Source organism: Streptomyces galbus (assembly GCF_005280195.1).
GTDB classification, from domain to species: domain Bacteria; phylum Actinomycetota; class Actinomycetes; order Streptomycetales; family Streptomycetaceae; genus Streptomyces; species Streptomyces galbus.
In genome coordinates this window covers 115,628-133,002 of sequence record NZ_SZPR01000001.1, presented here as the reverse complement: position 1 = coordinate 133,002, position 17,375 = coordinate 115,628, and the positions used below count along the sequence as shown (strand labels likewise).

The 17,375-nt window shown below is 73.6% G+C and carries 13 protein-coding genes; 7 read left to right on the top strand and 6 right to left on the bottom strand.

What is annotated here, in order from left to right; genetic code table 11:
* The first annotated feature begins 60 nt into the window (after positions 1–60).
* The 3 genes from E4U92_RS00575 to E4U92_RS00565 all read left to right on the top strand — a co-directional run bounded on the left by E4U92_RS00575 (position 61) and on the right by E4U92_RS00565 (position 3,096).
* On the top strand, positions 61–1,407 hold the full coding sequence (locus tag E4U92_RS00575; RefSeq protein WP_137298225.1) for an LLM class flavin-dependent oxidoreductase: 1,347 nt from the start codon (positions 61–63) through the stop codon (positions 1,405–1,407).
* 44 nt (positions 1,408–1,451) lie between these two features.
* Positions 1,452–2,342, top strand: a complete 891-nt coding sequence (locus E4U92_RS00570; RefSeq protein WP_137298224.1) for a TauD/TfdA dioxygenase family protein — start codon at positions 1,452–1,454, stop codon at positions 2,340–2,342.
* Positions 2,343–2,448: 106 nt separating this feature from the next.
* On the top strand, positions 2,449–3,096 hold the full coding sequence (locus E4U92_RS00565) for a superoxide dismutase (protein ID WP_137298223.1): 648 nt from the start codon (positions 2,449–2,451) through the stop codon (positions 3,094–3,096).
* Positions 3,097–3,225: 129 nt separating this feature from the next.
* On the opposite strand, the gene E4U92_RS00560 is transcribed toward E4U92_RS00565, so the two are convergent.
* A complete protein-coding gene (locus tag E4U92_RS00560) occupies positions 3,226–3,870 on the bottom strand; it encodes a mycothiol-dependent nitroreductase Rv2466c family protein (protein ID WP_137298222.1) in 645 nt (214 codons plus the stop codon).
* A gap of 156 nt (positions 3,871–4,026) precedes the next feature.
* On the opposite strand from E4U92_RS00560, the gene pepN reads away from it, so the two are divergent.
* Positions 4,027–6,624: an aminopeptidase N gene (gene pepN / locus E4U92_RS00555; protein ID WP_137298221.1), complete on the top strand. Its 2,598-nt coding sequence runs from the start codon at positions 4,027–4,029 to the stop codon at positions 6,622–6,624.
* 205 nt (positions 6,625–6,829) lie between these two features.
* Positions 6,830–7,879, top strand: coding sequence for a hypothetical protein (locus E4U92_RS00550; RefSeq protein WP_137298220.1), 1,050 nt, complete (start codon positions 6,830–6,832; stop codon positions 7,877–7,879).
* A gap of 110 nt (positions 7,880–7,989) precedes the next feature.
* Here E4U92_RS00550 and E4U92_RS00545 read toward each other — a convergent pair whose 3' ends face one another.
* Entirely contained in the window at positions 7,990–9,765 is a 1,776-nt protein-coding gene (locus E4U92_RS00545; RefSeq protein ID WP_137298219.1) for a TIGR03767 family metallophosphoesterase, read from the bottom strand.
* 209 nt (positions 9,766–9,974) lie between these two features.
* On the bottom strand, positions 9,975–10,439 hold the full coding sequence (locus E4U92_RS00540; RefSeq protein WP_137298218.1) for an NUDIX hydrolase: 465 nt from the start codon (positions 10,437–10,439) through the stop codon (positions 9,975–9,977).
* Between the two features lie 328 nt (positions 10,440–10,767).
* Here E4U92_RS00540 and E4U92_RS00535 point away from each other — a divergent pair, with 328 nt between their 5' ends.
* Positions 10,768–14,076 carry a S8 family serine peptidase gene (locus E4U92_RS00535; RefSeq protein WP_137298217.1) on the top strand — a complete coding sequence of 1,103 codons (3,309 nt, stop codon included), beginning with the start codon at positions 10,768–10,770 and terminating at the stop codon, positions 14,074–14,076.
* Positions 14,077–14,150: 74 nt separating this feature from the next.
* Here E4U92_RS00535 and E4U92_RS00530 read toward each other — a convergent pair whose 3' ends face one another.
* Positions 14,151–14,984, bottom strand: a complete 834-nt coding sequence (locus tag E4U92_RS00530) for a hypothetical protein (protein WP_137298216.1) — start codon at positions 14,982–14,984, stop codon at positions 14,151–14,153.
* A 1-nt stretch (position 14,985) separates the two neighbouring features.
* Positions 14,986–15,525, bottom strand: a complete 540-nt coding sequence (locus tag E4U92_RS00525) for a sigma-70 family RNA polymerase sigma factor (RefSeq protein ID WP_137298247.1) — start codon at positions 15,523–15,525, stop codon at positions 14,986–14,988.
* 218 nt (positions 15,526–15,743) lie between these two features.
* Here E4U92_RS00525 and E4U92_RS00520 point away from each other — a divergent pair, with 218 nt between their 5' ends.
* Complete coding sequence (locus tag E4U92_RS00520) at positions 15,744–16,775, top strand: aspartate-semialdehyde dehydrogenase (protein ID WP_137298215.1); 1,032 nt, start codon at positions 15,744–15,746, stop codon at positions 16,773–16,775.
* Positions 16,776–16,791: 16 nt separating this feature from the next.
* On the opposite strand, the gene E4U92_RS00515 is transcribed toward E4U92_RS00520, so the two are convergent.
* Positions 16,792–17,265, bottom strand: a complete 474-nt coding sequence (locus E4U92_RS00515; RefSeq protein ID WP_137298214.1) for a DUF1203 domain-containing protein — start codon at positions 17,263–17,265, stop codon at positions 16,792–16,794.
* Positions 17,266–17,375 lie beyond the last annotated feature (110 nt).

The following is a 17,375-nucleotide window of genomic DNA, read 5'->3' as shown; positions in this document are numbered from 1 at the left end:
CGAGCGCCGCCGCCCCGTGCCGAGGACCCCGGACGCCCCCGTCCCCAGCGAAGGACCCCCATGCCCCGTCAGCTCCACCTCAACGCGTTCCTGATGAACACCGGCCACCACGAGGCGTCGTGGCGGCTCCCCGAGAGCGACCCGTCGGCGCACGTCGACCTCGCCCACTACGTGCGGCTGGCCCGCACCGCCGAGCGCGGCACGTTCGACTCGCTGTTCCTCGCCGACGGCCCCCAGCTGTGGAGCAGCGTCGCGCAGCGTCCCGCCGGGGCGCTGGAGCCGCTCACGCTGCTGACCGCGCTGGCGACGGCCACCGAGCACATCGGGCTGATCGCCACCGCCTCCACGTCCTACAACTCCCCCTACAACCTGGCCCGCAAGTTCGCCTCGCTGGACATCATCAGCGGCGGCCGCGCGGGCTGGAACATCGTCACCACCGCCGGCGCCGAGGCGGCCCGCAACTTCGGCCTGGACGCCGAGCCCGCGCACGCCGAGCGGTACGCCCGGGCCGCCGAGTTCGTGGACGTGGCGCTGAAGCTCTGGGACAGCTGGGAGGACGACACGATCGTCGCCGACAAGGCGGCCGGCGTCTGGGGCGACGACACCAAGATCCACCCGCCCCGGCACCGGGGGAGGTACTTCAGCGTCGAGGGCGCCCTCAACGTGCCGCGCACGCCCCAGGGTTACCCGCTGCTGGTGCAGGCCGGCTCCTCGGACGACGGCAAGGCCTTCGCCGCCCGGTACGCGGAGGCGGTGTTCACCGCGCAGCAGACGATCGAGGACGCGCGGGCCTTCTACGCCGACCTGAAGTCCCGCACCGTGCGGGCGGGGCGCGACCCGGAGCACGTGAAGGTGCTGCCCGGCATCGTCCCGGTGCTCGGCTCCACCGAGGCCGAGGCCCGCGCCCAGGAGGAGCTGCTGGAGGACCACATCGTGCACCGGCACGGGGTGGACCACCTCGAACGGCTGCTGCACCTGCCCGCGGGCTCCCTGGACCTGGACGCCGAGCTGCCCGCGGACCTGCCCCCGGAGAGCGAGATCGAGGGCGCCAAGAGCCGCTACACGCTGGTCGTCGAACTGGCCCGGCGCGAGCGGCTGACCGTGCGGCGGCTGATCGGCCGGCTGGGCGGCGGGCGCGGGCACCTCACCTTCGCGGGCACGCCCGAGCAGGTCGCCGACGCGATCGAGACCTGGTTCACCCAGGGCGCGGCCGACGGCTTCAACATCATGCCGCCGGTGCTGCCGTCCGGACTGGAGCTGTTCGTCGACCACGTCGTGCCGATCCTGCGCGCCCGCGGCCTGCTGCGCACCGCGTACGGCCCGCGCGCCACCCTGCGCGAGCGCTACGGCCTGCCCCGCCCGGAGAACCAGTACGTCCGCCCGGCCGGCGCGCCCGCCCTCGTCTGACCCGTCCCCGCCCCTGCCCTTCCCCCTGTCACGAGAGGTCCGTCATGAGCATCGAGATCACCAAGGTCACCGCCCGGATCGGCGCGCACGTCTCCGGCGTCGACCTCACCCGCCCGCTCGCCGAGGCGGAGGTAGCCGCGCTCCGGGAGGCGTTGAACACCCACAAGGCGCTCGTCCTGGACGCGCACGGCCTGGACGACGCGGGCCAGCAGGCGTTCGCCCGCCGGTTCGGCGACCTCACCACCGCCCACCCGACGGTCGGCGCCGTGGCGGACGCCCCGCACGTGCTGCCCGTCGACAGCGAGCGGGGCCGCGCCAACCACTGGCACACCGACGTCACGTTCGTCCTGAACCCGCCGCAGGCCACCACCCTGCGCTCGCTCACCGTCCCGCCGTACGGCGGCGAGACGCTGATCGCCAACCAGGCCGCCGCCTACCGCGACCTGCCCGAGCCGCTGCGCCGGCTCGCCGACACGCTGTGGGCGGAGCACACCAACGACTACGACTACGCCGTGCCGGAGGAGGACATCGACGAGGACCGGGCCGCCCAGCGCGCCCAGTTCACCTCGATCAAGTACCGCACGGTCCACCCGGTCGTCCGCGTGCACCCGCTGACCGGGGAACGCGGCCTGTTCATCGGCGGCTTCGCGCAGCGCATCGTCGGGCTGTCGCTCGGCGAGTCCCGCAAGCTGCTCGACCTGCTCCAGTCGTACGTGACCCGGCCGGAGAACGTGCTGCGGCACCGCTGGTCGGAGCACCAGCTCGTGGTCTTCGACAACCGCATCACCCAGCACTACGCCATCGACAACTACGACGGCCTGCCCCGCCGGCTGCACCGGGTGACCGTCGCCGGGGACGTCCCGGCCGGTGTCGAGGGCAAGGAGAGCTACTCGATCGAGGGCGACGCCTCGCACTACACGCCCGTGGCGGCGTAGCGACGCGCGGCCCGCCGCGAAAGCCCCCGTGGTCTCGTCCACGGGGGCTTCTTGCTGCTAGGTTGTTGTTGCGAGTAAGTTGCAATAAGTCGAGGGGACCCCGCGCATGCCCGTGTACACGCTGCCCGACCTGCCGTACGACTACGCGGCGCTGGCACCCGTGATCAGCCCGGAGATCATCGAGCTGCACCACGACAAGCACCACGCGGCCTACGTCAAGGGCGCCAACGACACGCTGGAGCAGCTCGCCGAGGCGCGCGACAAGGAGCAGTGGGCGGCACTGAACGGCCTGGAGAAGAACCTGGCCTTCCACCTGTCGGGGCACATCCTGCACTCGATCTACTGGGAGAACATGACCGGCCCGAGGGACGGCGGCGGCGAGCCGCTGGCGCAGGACGGCGTCGGTGAGCTGGCCGAGGCGATCCGGGAGTCCTTCGGCTCCTTCGCCGGCTTCAAGGCCCAGCTCTCCAAGGCCGCCGCGACCACCCAGGGCTCCGGCTGGGGCGTCCTCGCCTACGAGCCGCTCAGCGGCCGGCTGGTCGTGGAGCAGGTCTACGACCACCAGGGCAACGTCGGCCAGGGCGCCGTCCCCGTCCTGGTCTTCGACGCCTGGGAGCACGCCTTCTACCTGCAGTACCGCAATCAGAAGGTCGACTTCATCGAGGCGATGTGGCAGGTCGTGAACTGGCAGGACGTCGCCCGGCGCCTGGCGGCCGCGCGGACCCGCGGCAACGTCCTGCTGCCGGCGGCCTGAGCCCCCTCCCGCACCCCCCGGAGCGTCCTGCCTCGTGATCGTCTTCTCACCCTTCACGCGGGCAGGCGGAGAAAAGAAGGAAGGCCCCCGCGCGGACGTGACGCGCGGGGGCCTTCCTGCACACGGGGCTCAGAGGTTGCTGAAGTCCGGGCCCTTGGTCCGGGTGCGCTTGATCTCGTAGAAGCCGGGGACCGAGGCCACGGCCAGGGTGCCGTCCCACAGCCGGGCGGCCTCCTCGCCCTTGGGCGCGGGGGTGACGACCGGGCCGAAGAAGGCGATCTGCTCGCCGTCGGGGCCGGGCACGGCGATGACGGGGGTGCCCACGTCCTGGCCGACCTTCTCGATGCCCTCCTTGTGGGAGGCGCGCAGCTCGGCGTCGAACTCGAAGTTCTCCTGGTCGGCGTAGTCGATGAGGTCGGCGGGCAGGCCGACGTCCGCGAGCGCCCCGGCGACGGCCTCGAGGGTCGGGCCCTCGCCGTTGTTGTGGATGCGGGTGCCGAGCGCCGTGTACAGCGGGCCGAGGACGTCGTCGCCGTGCTTCTGCCAGGCGGCGGTGACCACCCGGATCGGCTTCCACGCCTTGGTGGCCAGCATCTCCCGGTACTCCTCGGGCAGCTCGTCGAGCTTGTCCTCGTTGAGGACGGCCAGGCTCATCACGTGCCAGCGCACCTCGATGTCCCGGAGCTTCTCCACCTCCAGCACCCAGCGGGAGGTCATCCACGCCCACGGGCACAGGGGGTCGAACCAGAAGTCGACGGGCGTCTTCTCCGACATGTCTCTCCTCAGCGAGCTCGGCGGCGGCGCGATGCAGCGTTCCCCTTCACAACGCCGGCGGCCGTCCCGGTCATTCCCTGCTGCCCGGCGTCAGGGGCGCATGGCAGGATCGGCCCTGTCACATGACCTCGGCACACGCAGTGAGGGAGTCCGCCCGTGCCCGGTGAGAACCTGTCCCGCGACGAAGCCCGGGAGCGGGCCGCCCTGTTGTCCGTCGAGGGGTACGACGTCTTCCTCGACGTGCGCTCGGCGGTCGGCGACGCCCCCGCCGGCGAGCCGCGCACCTTCCGCTCGGTGACCACGGTCCGCTTCCGCTGCAACGAGCCGGGCGCCTCGTCCTTCGCCGACCTGATCGCGCCGCGCGTGACGGCCGTGTCCCTGAACGGCCGCGACCTGGACCCGGCCGAGGTCTTCGACGGCTCCCGGATCGTGCTGGAGGACCTGGCCGCGGAGAACGAGCTGGTCGTGGACGCGCGGTGCGCCTACTCGCGCACCGGTGAGGGCCTGCACCGCTTCGTCGACCCGGAGGACGGCGAGGTCTACCTCTACACGCAGTACGAGCCGGCCGACTCCCGCCGGGTGTTCGCGAACTTCGAGCAGCCCGACCTCAAGGCGCCGTTCCGCTTCGAGGTGCGCGCGCCCGAGGAGTGGACGGTGTGGAGCAACGGCGCCGGGACGCTCGCGGACGGCGTGTGGCGGTTCGCGGAGACCCGGCCGATCTCGACGTACATCACCTGCGTCGTGGCGGGCCCCTACCACTACGTCACCGACTCCTACGAGCGCGAGCTGCCCGACGGCTCCACGCTGCGCATCCCGCTCGGCGCCCTGTGCCGCAAGGGGCTCGCGCCGCACTTCGACGCCGACGACGTGTTCCTGGTGACCAAGCAGGGCCTGGACTTCTTCCACGAGCACTTCGACTACCCGTACCCGTTCGGCAAGTACGACCAGGCGTTCGTGCCCGAGTACAACCTCGGCGCGATGGAGAACCCGGGGCTGGTCACCTTCCGCGAGGAGTTCATCTTCCGGGGCAAGGTCACCCGGTCCTCCTACGAGGCCCGGGCCAACGTGATCCTGCACGAGATGGCCCACATGTGGTTCGGCGACCTGGTCACCATGGCCTGGTGGGACGATCTGTGGCTGAAGGAGTCCTTCGCCGACTTCATGGGCACCTTCGCCAACGTCGGCGCGACCCGGTTCACCGACGCCTGGATCACCTTCGCCAACCGCCGCAAGGCGTGGGCGTACCGCGCCGACCAGCTCCCCTCCACGCACCCGGTCACCGCCGACATCCGCGACCTGCAGGACGCCAAGCTCAACTTCGACGGCATCACCTACGCCAAGGGCGCCTCGGTGCTCAAGCAGCTCGTCGCGTACGTCGGCCAGGACGCGTTCCTGGAGGGCGCGCGGCGCTACTTCAAGCGGCACGCGTACGGCAACACGCGCCTGGGCGACCTGCTGTCGGTGCTGGCGGAGACCAGCGGCCGGGACATGGGCGCCTGGGCGCGGTCGTGGCTGCAGACGGCGGGCGTGAACGCGCTCACGCCCCAGGTGCTGCTGGACGCCGGGGGCCGGATCGACGAGCTGGCGGTGGTGCAGGAGGCCGCCGAGTCGCACCCGGAGCTGCGGCCGCACCGCGTCGCGGTCGGGCTGTACCGGCGCACCCCGGCCGGGGCGCTGGAGCGGTACGCGCGCGCCGAGGTGGACGTCGACGGCCCGCGCACGGTCGTCACGGAGCTGGCCGGCGCTGCGGCGCCCGAGCTGGTGCTGGTCAACGACGACGACCTGACCTACTGCAAGATCCGCTTCGACGCGACCTCGCTGGACACGCTCCGGGCGCACCTGGGCGCGCTGACCGACCCGCTGGCCCGCGCCCTGTGCTGGTCGGCGCTGTGGAACCTGACCCGGGACGCGCTGCTGCCGGCGCGCGAGTTCATCGCGCTGGTGCTGAGGTTCGCGGGGCGCGAGAGCGACATCGGCGTGCTGCAGATGCTGCACGCGTGGGCGAGGTCGGCGCTGGAGCACTACGCGGCGCCCGGCTGGCGGCCCACCGGCGAGCGGCTGCTGGCGGAGGGCGCGCTCGCACGGCTGCGGGAGGCCGCGCCGGGCAGCGAGCAGCAGCTCACCTGGGCCCGCTTCTACGCCGCCGTGGCCGGCGGGGAGGGCGACCTGCGGCTGCTGGGCGAGCTGCTGGACGGCACCGGGAAGATCGACGGGCTGGACGTGGACCAGGAGCTGCGCTGGGCGTTCCTGGAGCCGCTGGCCGCGCACGGCGTCGCCGACGAGCAGGCCCTGGCGGCCGAGCTGGCCCGCGACGACACGGCCTCCGGCAAGCGCCACCAGGTGCGCTGCCTGGCCGCGCGCCCCTCGGCCGCGGTGAAGGCGCAGGCGTGGGCGCAGGTCGTGGAGTCGGACGCGCTGTCCAACGCGCTGGTGGGGGCCACCATCGCGGGCTTCTCCCAGGCGTCCCAGCGGGAGCTGCTCGCGCCGTACACCGAGAAGTACTTCGCGGCGATCGAGCGGGTGTGGGCCGAGCGGTCCATCCAGATCGGCATGGACGTGGTGTCGGGGCTGTTCCCGTCGCTGCAGGACTCCCCCGCGACGCTGGCGGCGACGGACGCGTGGCTCACGGCGCACGAGGGCGCGCCGCCGGCGCTGCGGCGGCTGGTGCTGGAGGCGCGGGACGACCTGGCGCGGACGCTGCGCGGCCAGGAGTGCGACGCCCGGGCGGAGGCCGCAGAACCCACGGCACCCTGATCCTTGGCCAACGATTAGGCCCACGGTCACCGTTACGAAATTCGGGCAATCAGCACCGTAACCCCTGGACCCACCCTTCGGGACCAGGGGTTTTCGGCGCCTATCGGCATCCGAACACCCGTCCTTTAGTACGCGCTTGTCCGGAATTGTCGACGAGCGTGTAACAGCGGTTAAGCGGTGGATCCGGCGCGGGAATCCCCGGGTCATGAACCACAACACCCCGATCCCCCCGCTCTCGCCCCGCCCGCTGCGCCACCTCTCGGACGTCCAGCGGCGCGTCCTGACCACGGCCCAGCTCCGCAGCCACAGGGTCTCGCCCGCCGAGACCACCGAGCAGTGCCGGCCGGGCGGCCCCTGGCAGCAGCTCCTGCCGGGCGTGTACCTGCTCCACCCCGGGCCGCCCACCAGCGAGGAGCGCCTGCACGCGGTGCTGCTCTACGCCGCCCGGCAGACCGCCTCCCCCGCGGTGCCGGTCCAGCCGGGCGCGGGCGGCCCGCACCGGGCGGCCTACGCCGACGCGATGATCACCGGCCTGGCGGCCCTGAACCTCCACGGCTTCTCCGGCGCTCCCCCGCTGCTGTCCCTGGAGCGGGTCGACGTCCTGGTGCCGCGGCTGCGCCGGCTGCGCTCGACGGGGTGCGCGCGGATCGTGCGCACCGCCGAGCTGCCCGCGCCCGAGCAGGTGACGGGCGTCCCGGTGGCGCCGGTGCCGCGGGCGCTGGCCGACGCGGTGGCGGAGCTGACGGACGCGGGGGCGGTGCGGCGGCTGCTGACCGAGGCGGTGCGCGGCGGTCACTGCGAACCGGCCGCGGTGGTGCGGGAGCTGACCCGGGCCAAGCTGCTCGCCCGGCCGCACGTGGTGGACGCGGTGGACTCGCTGCTGGCGGAGGGGCGGGCGATCGCCGAGGAACGGCTCTACCGCATGGTCCGCGAGTACGGCCTGCCGGACCCGGTGTGGAACGTCGACCTGCGGCTGCCCGGCGGACCGCACCTCGGCGGCCTGGACGCGTACTGGCCGGAGCAGGCGGTCGCGGTGGAGCTGGACACCCGCGCGCCCCGCCAGGACGAGGACGCGCTGTGGTCGGAGTACGCCCGCAAGCGCGAGCACCTGGAGCGGCTGGGCATCACGGTCGTGCACGTCACCCCGCGCAAGCTGCGCGACGCGATGGAACAGCAGGCGGCGGTGATCCGCACGGCGCTGATGGCGGCGACCGACCGGGACCCGGCCGCGTACGTCGTGGTGCTGCCGCGGTAACGGCCGGGGGGCCGGCGGCAGCGCCGGGAGCAGGAGGGGAGAGGAGGGGCCGCGGGGCCGCGGGGCGTACCGCCCGGCGGCCCCTCCTCGTGCGGGCGGGGACGGGGCGGTCAGACCTTCTTCAGCAGCAGTTCCGTGTTGCGGTCGCCGGCGCCGCCCGTCAGGACCCGGTCGCCGCTGCGGGCGTTGAAGGACAGCTCGCGGTACAGCGCGGCCAGGCCCCGCGGGGACAGGTCGGTGAAGTCGGTGCGGGCCGGGGCGGCCGACTCGATCAGGGTGGTGTGCAGGGAGAGGGTGCCGTCCCGGTTGTCGACCAGCTCGATCACCCGGGCGAGCTGCGGGTACTCCACGTGCGAGGCGGTGGACACCTCCCAGAACTGGTGCCCGTCGGCGCCGGTGTGCGGGGTGATCGCGTTGCGGTGGATGTGGCCGTTCACCCACGCCACGACGTTGCGGTGGCGGCCGAGCACGGCCAGCAGCTCGGGCCCGCCGTGGCGGCGTTCGCCCGGGCGGGCCGGGTCGGGGCGGGTGTTGGACAGGGTGGTGCTGGTGTGGTGGCTGAAGACGAGCACGTGGGCGTCGCGGTGGGCGGTGAGGGTCCGCTCCAGCCAGGAGAGCTGCGCGGTGCCGACCGACCCCTCGAAGTGGCCGCCGGGGTCGGTGGTGTCGAGGCTGATGCCGACCACGTCGTCGCTGACGCGGAAGGCGTAGTACTGGGTGCCCTCGGCGGCCGTGTAGCCGTGGCCGGCCGGGCCGGGTCCGGTGTGCGCCGGGTCCAGGTGGGCCCGCAGCCACTCGGCCGGGGTGTAGGGGGCGCGCCGCTCGTCCGGGGTGACCGGGCGCAGGTCGCGGCGGTGCGCCCGCAGCAGCTCGCGCAGGCCGGTGCCCAGCGGGTCGGTGGCGTCGCTGATGCTGCCGCGCAGGCGGCGTGCCTCGGTCGCGGTGAGGCTCATCAGCTTGCGGCCGCCGACGGCGTACTCGGCGAGCCAGGAGTCGCCGTGTCCGTAGCAGCCGAGGGGCAGGGAGTCGTGGTTGCCGACGGTGGAGTACCAGGGCAGGGTCAGGCCGGGGCTGCGCAGGGGGCGGGTCGCGGCCGCGAGGTAGCCGTCCAGACGGGGGAAGCCGCGCTGCTTGTACAGGTCGCGGGCCGGGGAGTCGGGCTGCCAGTACAGCTCGACGCCGCTGTTCTGGACGCCCTCGTAGTGCAGCGGGTCACCGGAGTCGGGGGTGATGCGGCCGCCGCTCAAGACCGTGAGGTACCAGTCCAGTTCGGTGCCGGCGTTGTTGTCGGTGCTGTCGCCGGTGGTGACGGCGAAGTCCAGCGGGGCGCCGGTGACCGGGCCGCCGGGCAGGGAGTTGATCCGCTCCACGAGCGACACCGCGCCGTGCACGGTGAGCGCCTCCTGGGGGCGCCAGGAGAGCGGGTTCGCGGCGCCCAGGAACTCCAGGCGCAGCGGGTGCTGGGTGTCGATCAGGTGCAGGTCGGTGAGCTGGACGAAGGCGGCGAGGGGCGTACGGCGTCCGGCGCGGCCGGGGCGGGCGGGGACCGCGCCGTCGCGCACGACGCGGTTCCAGCCGGCGCCGCCGGCCAGCCGGCGGTAGTGCTCGCCGGCGCGGGCGGTGGCGACGGAGGCGAGGGTCGTGCCCTCGCGGTAGGGGGCGGTCGGCGCCGTTCCCCCGGAGGCGGCCGGGCTCGGGCGGGGGGAGGGGACGGCCGGGGCGGGGGCGGACGGGGTCGCGGGGGCGGGGGCGGCCTGGCTGTCGGTGGGACGCAGGGCCCAGCCCACCCCCACGGAGACGGAGACCGAGACGGCGGCGGTGGCGGCGAGGACGGTGCGGCGGTCGACCTCCTGGGCGGAGGGCGTGACGGAGCGTGTGCGCGGCATGGCGCTCTTCTCCCCGGGGTGCGGAGACGTCGGTGGCCGCGGGCGCCCGCCGAGACGGACGTCCCGCTCTCACCGGATGCTCGGCACCGGGGATGACCCGGGCGTGAACGCGGACGCAACGCGCGACGCCCATCGCCGTACGTGGATCACGGCACCGCGCACCGGCCGCCGGGCCCTCCCGCGGTGTCCGGGAGCCGGTCACTCCGCGTTCATCCGGCGGGGCAGGACACCCGTCCCGTCGGCGGCCGTTCGCGCCACAGGCGCAGGCCCACGTCGACCATGTGGACGCGGCGCAGACCGGGCACCGCGGCCAGGTCGTGCCAGGCGGCCATGTCGGTCGAGCCGCCGGTCTCGAAGCGCAGGTCGCCGCCCGCGACGCGGGCCTCGTAGACGAGCCGGAGGCGGTGGTGGTCCACGGGGCGGCGCAGCGGGCCGTCGCCGGGCGAGACGTTGCGGAAGGAGTCGACGCCGAGGAGTCCGGTCACCTCCACGCGGTACCCGGTCTCCTCCTCCAGCTCGCGCACCACGGTGTCGTACGGGTCCTCCCCGTGGTCCATGCCGCCGCCGGGCAGCACCCATTCCGGGGTGCCGTCGGGGGCCGGTGAACGGGCCAGCAGGAGCTGTCCGTCCCGGACGCACACGGCGTAGGCCGCCACCCGCAACTTCTTTCGCACGGAGGGACGTTAGACGCTGCCCGGCGGATCGGCACGTCCTTTCCGTCCGGTCCGTCCGCTCCCCGGACGGCGGCCGCCCCCGGTCCGCCCCGGCCGACCGGCGTCCGCTGCGCGGCAGTTCACAGGAATGTCACAGCTTGGCCCGTGCCGTCCGTAAAATCCATCGCGGGTTTTCCCCATACATCCATTTCGATTCGGTCAACCCTCCCCAAATAGCTGTCTCTTGCGTAAAGCTGTGCGACCGTCCGGGACCGGATTCCGGACGGGTGCGACCGGGCGTGATCGCCCCGGTCGTATGACGCACGCTCCTTCACTGCAAGGGATGCCGATGACCCACACCCCCGAGCGGGAACCGGGCCGGGGCGCCAGACGCGCGGTCCGCATAGCCGTGGCCGCCGGCCTGGTGACCGCACTGTCCGCGGCCGGGCCCATACCCATGGCCTTCTCCGCCGACCAGACCCCGGCCGCCGCCGACCCGGGCGTGAAGTCCGCCCACGACAAGCTCGGCGCCGACGACGCCGACCTGCTCGCCGACGCCAAGGCCGCCGGCGACAAGAACGTCACCCTCATGGTGGCGACCGCGCCCGGCAGGACCGAGCAGGTCGCCGAGGAGCTCGACGGCGTCAAGGGCGGCTCCGTGGGCCGCTCCTACGACAAGCTCGGCTACGTCCGCGCCACCGTCCCCACCGCCAAGGCCGACGCGGCCATCGCCGCCGCCGCCAAGCTGTCCTCGGTGCACGCGATCGACCTGCGCCAGGAGATCCAGCTCGACGACCCGACGCCGAGCGCCGACACCGCGCACGGCGCCAAGGGCGGCACCGGCACCACGACGTACCCGGCGCCCGGCAAGAAGACCCCCGCGGTCAACCCGTACAACCCGTCCTTCGAGACGGGCGCCGTCGACTTCGTGCGCGAGCACCCCAAGGCCGACGGCCGGGGCGTCACCATCGGCATCCTCGACTCCGGCGTGGACCTCGGCCACCCGGCGCTGCAGAAGACCACCACCGGCGAGCGCAAGATCGTCGACTGGGTCACCGCGACCGACCCGATCGTCGACAGCGACGGCACCTGGCGGCGGATGACCAACCCGGTCAGCGGCCCGTCGTTCACCTACGGCGGCGCCACCTGGAAGGCACCCGCGGGCAGCTACCAGGTCAGCCTGTTCCGGGAGTCCGCCACGGCCGGCGGCGACGCCAAGGGCGACGCCAACCGCGACGGCGACACCACCGACGCCTGGGGCCTGCTCTACGACCCGGCCGCCGGCACGGTCCGCGTGGACCTGAACAACAACTTCGACTTCACCGACGACACGCCGATGAAGCCGTACAAGGACGGCCACCAGGTCGGCTGGTTCGGCACCGACGACCCGACGACCGACGTCGCCGAGCGCCAGCCGTTCGTCGTGGAGATCCGCAAGGACGTCCCCACCGACCCGTACGGCGGCGACTGGGTCGGCAAGAAGGCCGACTTCGTCAACATCGGCGTCATCGAGTCCGAGCACGGCACCCACGTCGCCGGCATCACCTCCGCCAACGGCCTGTTCGGCGGGCAGATGGACGGCGCTGCGCCCGGTGCCAAGATCGTGTCGTCCCGGGCCTGCACCTGGACCGGCGGCTGCACCAACGTCGCGCTGACCGAGGGCATGATCGACCTCGTGGTCAACCGCGGCGTGGACATCGTCAACATGTCGATCGGCGGCCTGCCGGCGCTCAACGACGGCAACAACGCCCGCGCCGAGCTGTACACGCGGCTCATCGACACCTACGGCGTCCAGCTGGTCATCTCCGCGGGCAACTCCGGCCCCGGCGCCAACACCATCGGCGACCCCGGCCTCGCGGACAAGGTCATCTCCGTCGGCGCGTCCATCTCCAAGGAGACCTGGGCCGCCAACTACGGCTCGGCCGTGACGAAGAAGTACGCGATGATGCCGTTCTCCTCGCGCGGCCCGCGTGAGGACGGCGGCTTCACGCCGACCCTGACCGCGCCCGGCGCGGCGATCAACACCACCCAGACCTGGCTGCCGGGCTCCCCGGTCGCCGAGGCGGGCTACTCGCTGCCGGCCGGCTACTCCATGCTGCAGGGCACCTCGATGGCCTCCCCGCAGGCCGCCGGCGCCTCCGCGCTGCTGCTGTCCGCGGCCGAGCAGAAGGGCATCGACCTGACGCCCGCCGTGCTGCGCACCGCCCTGACCTCCACCGCCGACCACATCAAGGGTGTGCAGGCGTACGAGGAGGGCGCGGGCCTGATCGACATCGTGGACGCCTGGGACGCCATCCGCCACGGCGCCTCCGCCCACGACTACACCGTCAAGGCCCCGGTCGACACCGCGATCGACTACGCGCTGAAGGAGCCGGGCTTCGGCACCGGCCTCTACGACCGCGAGGGCGGCCTGAAGGCCGGTCAGAAGAAGACCTACGACGTCACCGTCACCCGCACGTCCGGCCCCGACAAGGCGGTCCGGCACGAGCTGCACTTCGCCAACAACGCCGGTGGCACCTTCCGGATCGTCGGCTCCGACGAGGTGAAGCTGCCGCTGAACCAGCCGGTCACCGTCAAGGTCCAGGCGGCCCCGCGCTCGGCGGGCCTGAAGAGCGCGATCCTCGAGGTCGACGACCCGCGCACCGAGGGCGTCGACAAGCAGATCATGACGACGGTCGTGGTCTCCTCGCCGGTGCAGTACACCTTCAGCGCGTCGGACACCGTGCAGCGCAACAGCACGCGGTCCTACTTCGTGACGGTCCCCGAGGGCGCCACGTCCCTCGAGGTCGCCATCGGCGGGCTGAAGGACAAGAGCCAGACCCGGTTCATCGCCATCCACCCCTACGGCGTCCCGCAGGACAACACCTCGACGCCGTACTGCTACAACAACTACCTCGACGGCAACGGCTGCCGGCCCGACGTGCGCGCGTACGCCGCCCCGGCCCCCGGCGTCTGGGAGATCGAGGTCGAGTCGCGCCGTACGTCGCCGCTGCTCGACAACCCGTACAAGCTCGACGTGACCGTGCTCGGCGCGGACTTCGCGCCGGCCACCGTGACCGTGCCCGAGGCCAAGGTCGGCACGCCGGCCACCGCCTCCTGGACGGTGACGAACCGCTTCGCCGCGCTCGACGGCAAGCTGGTCGGCGGCCCGCTCGGCTCGTCCAAGACGACCCGTCCGAGCATCGCCCAGGGCGAGACGCAGACCACCACGGTCGAGGTGCCCGCGGGCGCCACGTCGCTGGACGTCGCCATCGGCAAGGTCTCCGACACCTCCGCCGACCTGGACCTGACGGTCTACGACGCGACCGGCAAGCAGGTCGCCCAGTCCGCCGACGGCGACTCGGAGGAGGCGGTCTCCGTCCCGTCGCCCGCCGCCGGTACGTACACCGTGCAGGTCGTGGGCTACTCGGTGCCGGCCGGTTCGACCGCGTACGACTACCGGGACGTGTTCTTCTCGACCGCCCTCGGCACGGTCGACGTCCCCGGCTCCGCGCCGGTGAAGCTCGCCACGGGCGCCTCGGCGTCCGTGTCGGCCACCGTCACCGCCGCGGCCGCCGCACCGGAGGGCCGGGCCTTCTTCGGCCGGGTCCAGCTCGTGAACGCGAACGGCACGGTCGCGGGCACCGGCAACGTGGCCATCGGGAAGGTCACGCAGTGACACCGTGACACCGCGACAGCGGTGAGGGGGGCGGGCGTCCGTACGGGCGCCCGCCCCTTCGCCGTACCGGGCCGTCAGGCGCAGGGCAGGCCGCGGGCCGCGGGGAGCGCCCGGAGCAGGGCCGCCCGCTGCGGGGCGATCGCGGCCTCGCCGACCGTCCAGGTGTCCGCCTCGGACGAGCCGGGCGACAGGCCCACCAGGACGTGGTCGCCGCGGACGGGGAGCGGCGGCGCGGCGGACGCGGCGGTGCCGTCCGGGGCGGTGGTGCCGTCGGGGCCGGCGTCCGTCGTGAAGGTGACCTCGGTCCCGGTGCGGGCGGGCTTGTAGGCGCGGGTGACCCGCAGGGTGATCCGCAGGGCGCCTGGGCCGCCGGCCAGCCGGGCCACGCCCGTCACGTCGCCCTCCGCCACCAGCCGGGCGCACGCCAGGTAGGCGGGGTCGCCCAGCGGAACGCCGGCGCTCTGCCCGGCCTTGCCGTCCTCGGCGCCGGACCCGGTGGAGGCCCCGGCGCCGGACTGGGCCTTGTCCGCGCTGCCGGAGGCGCCGTCGAGGTCGGCTCCTCGCCCGGCCCCCACCAGCAGCCACCCGGAGCCGACGACCAGCGCCCCGGCCGCGGCCACGCCCAGCCCCTTCAGGGCGAGGGGCAGCACCCGGCGGCGGGGCCGCCGCAGCTCCGCCACGGGCGCCGGGGGGCGGGCCGCCGGGGCGGTGCCGTCCCCGGTGAGGGCGTCCGCGAGCAGCGCGAGCCGGTCCCTGAGCAGGTCCACGTCGGCGGCGGCCGCCCGGTGCCCGGCCAGGAAGGCCGGATCGGCGCGCTCCTCGTCGGTCAGGGGCTCGTCGCCCAGCACGGCCGACAGCGGGTCGCGGCCGGGCCCGGCGGGTCCGGCGGTGTCGTGTCCGGCGGTCATCTCACACCACCTCGTCTTCGTGCAGCCGGACCCGCAGGGCCCGTACCGCCGTGTGCAGGCGGCTCTTGACGGTGCCCTCCGGGACGCCGAGCTCCTCGGCGATGGAGCGGACCGGGAGGTCGGCGTAGAACCGCAGGACGACGACCTGGCGCTGGGCGTCGGGCAACTGGTCCAGGCCCCGCGCGACCGCCAGGGAGAGCACGCTGGTGTCCTCCCCGGAGGGGTGGGCGGCCTGGCGCAGGGAGGCCAGCCGCTCCCCCAGCCGCTCCTGGCGGCGCCGGGCGCGGTGCCAGTCCATGGCCAGGTTGGAGGCGACCACGGCGGCCCACGCCGAGACGTCCCGCGGCGCCTCCTGCCCGTTCGCCGCCCGCTCCAGCAGCCGCAGGCGGACCTGCTGCACCCCGTCCGGCAGGTCCGCCTGCGGTACGCCGCCGAGCGCGAGCACCGCCCGCACCCGGCGTTCCTGTGCCGCGTCCAGGGGATCGCCGGGCACGGCCGTGTCCCCCTGGGCGCGGCGGGCCGCTCTGCGCAGCACGGACACCCCTCCCCTCACCGCGTTTCCCCTACGACGCCGCCGGGCCCGGAAACGTTCGGAGGCGTAGGTCACACCGGCGCCCCGCAGGTGTCCCACTCCTCGAACACGGGGGCAAAGAATTGGACAGCTTCACCCCGGTCGGCCGCATGATGGAAGGACCGCAGCCACCTGCGGGACGAAGACACGCAGGACAGAGCCACGCAGGACACGCAGAGGGAGTCGCCGTGAGGGTCGGAATCGTCGGAGCCACCGGACAGGTCGGCACGGTCATGCGCAGGATCCTCAAGGAGCGCGACTTCCCGGTCACCGAGCTGCGCCTGTTCGCCTCGGCCCGCTCCGCCGGGTCCGAGCTGGACGGCGTGACGGTGGAGGACGCGTCCACCGCCGACTACACCGGCCTCGACATCGTGCTGTTCTCCGCGGGCGGCGCCACCTCCCGCGCGCTGGCCGAGAAGGTCGCCGCGCAGGGCGCGGTCGTGATCGACAACTCCTCGGCGTGGCGCCGCGACCCGGACGTGCCGCTGGTGGTGGCCGAGGTCAACCCGCACGCGATCGCGAGCCGCCCCAAGGGCATCATCGCCAACCCGAACTGCACGACGATGGCCGCGATGCCGGTCCTCAAGCCGCTGCACGAGGAGGCGGGCCTGGAGGCCCTGGTGGTGGCCACCTACCAGGCGGTGTCCGGTTCGGGCCTCGCGGGCGTCGCGGAGCTGCACGGCCAGGTGCAGAAGGTCGTCGCCGAGGCCGACCGGCTCACCCACGACGGCGCGGCCGTCGACTTCCCCGAGCCCGGCGTCTACAAGCGCCCGATCGCCTTCAACGTGCTGCCCTTCGCCGGGAACCTCGTCGACGACGGTCTGAACGAGACGGACGAGGAGCAGAAGCTCCGCCACGAATCCCGCAAGATCCTGGAGATCCCGGAGCTGAAGGTCTCCGGCACCTGCGTCCGGGTCCCGGTGTTCTCCGGCCACTCGCTGCAGGTCAACGCCCGCTTCGCCCGCCCGGTCTCCCCCGAGCGCGCGACCGAGCTGCTGGCCGGCGCCCCCGGGGTCGCCCTCAGCGACATCCCGACCCCGCTGCAGGCCGCCGGCCAGGACCCCTCGTTCGTGGGCCGGATCCGGCGCGACGAGACCGTGGAGAACGGCCTCGCGCTGTTCGTCTCCAACGACAACCTCCGCAAGGGCGCCGCGCTGAACGCGGTCCAGCTCGCCGAGCTGGTGGCGGCCGAGCTCAAGGGCCGCACGGCGTCCGCCTAGCCCTGTCGGTCCCGGCTCAGGGCCTGCGGACCTCGTAATAGAAGCAGCCGTACTCGACGGCCCGGACGTGGACCAGCGCCACGGCCGGGTCGTCGAACGCCTTCGCCAGCTCCGCGTCGCCGAAGCCCTCCTCGACCAGCTCGCCGCCGAGGATGCGCCCGTCGGCGGAGTAGCGGCGCAGGACGCGGTGCGCGTTGGTGAACGCCAGGCCGTCCCCCTCGGGTCCCCCGCACTCCTCCGCGTGGACGAAGACGGGCCCCTGCTCGTCGTACGGGCCCGGGTCGGCGCCGGTGGCGGCCGCCCAGCGGCGCAGCGGCGCGTAGGAGACGAGGGTGATCCGCTCGCCGGCCCGGCTGTGCCGCAGGCAGCAGCGCAGCGGGGCGCCGCCCTCCTCGTCGCGCTCCGGGACGGGGACGCGTCCGGCGTCGTCGGTGGCGCGCAGTTCCGCCAGGACCTCGGGGGCGAGTGCTCGTGCCGTGTAGGTGCTCATGGCTCCAGGCTGTCGCACGTACGACCTGCTCACCGGCAGGAAACGGACATCGCGCTCGGCACCGGTCGCGTGGAAGGATGACGCGACCGACACACCACGAGGAGATGACC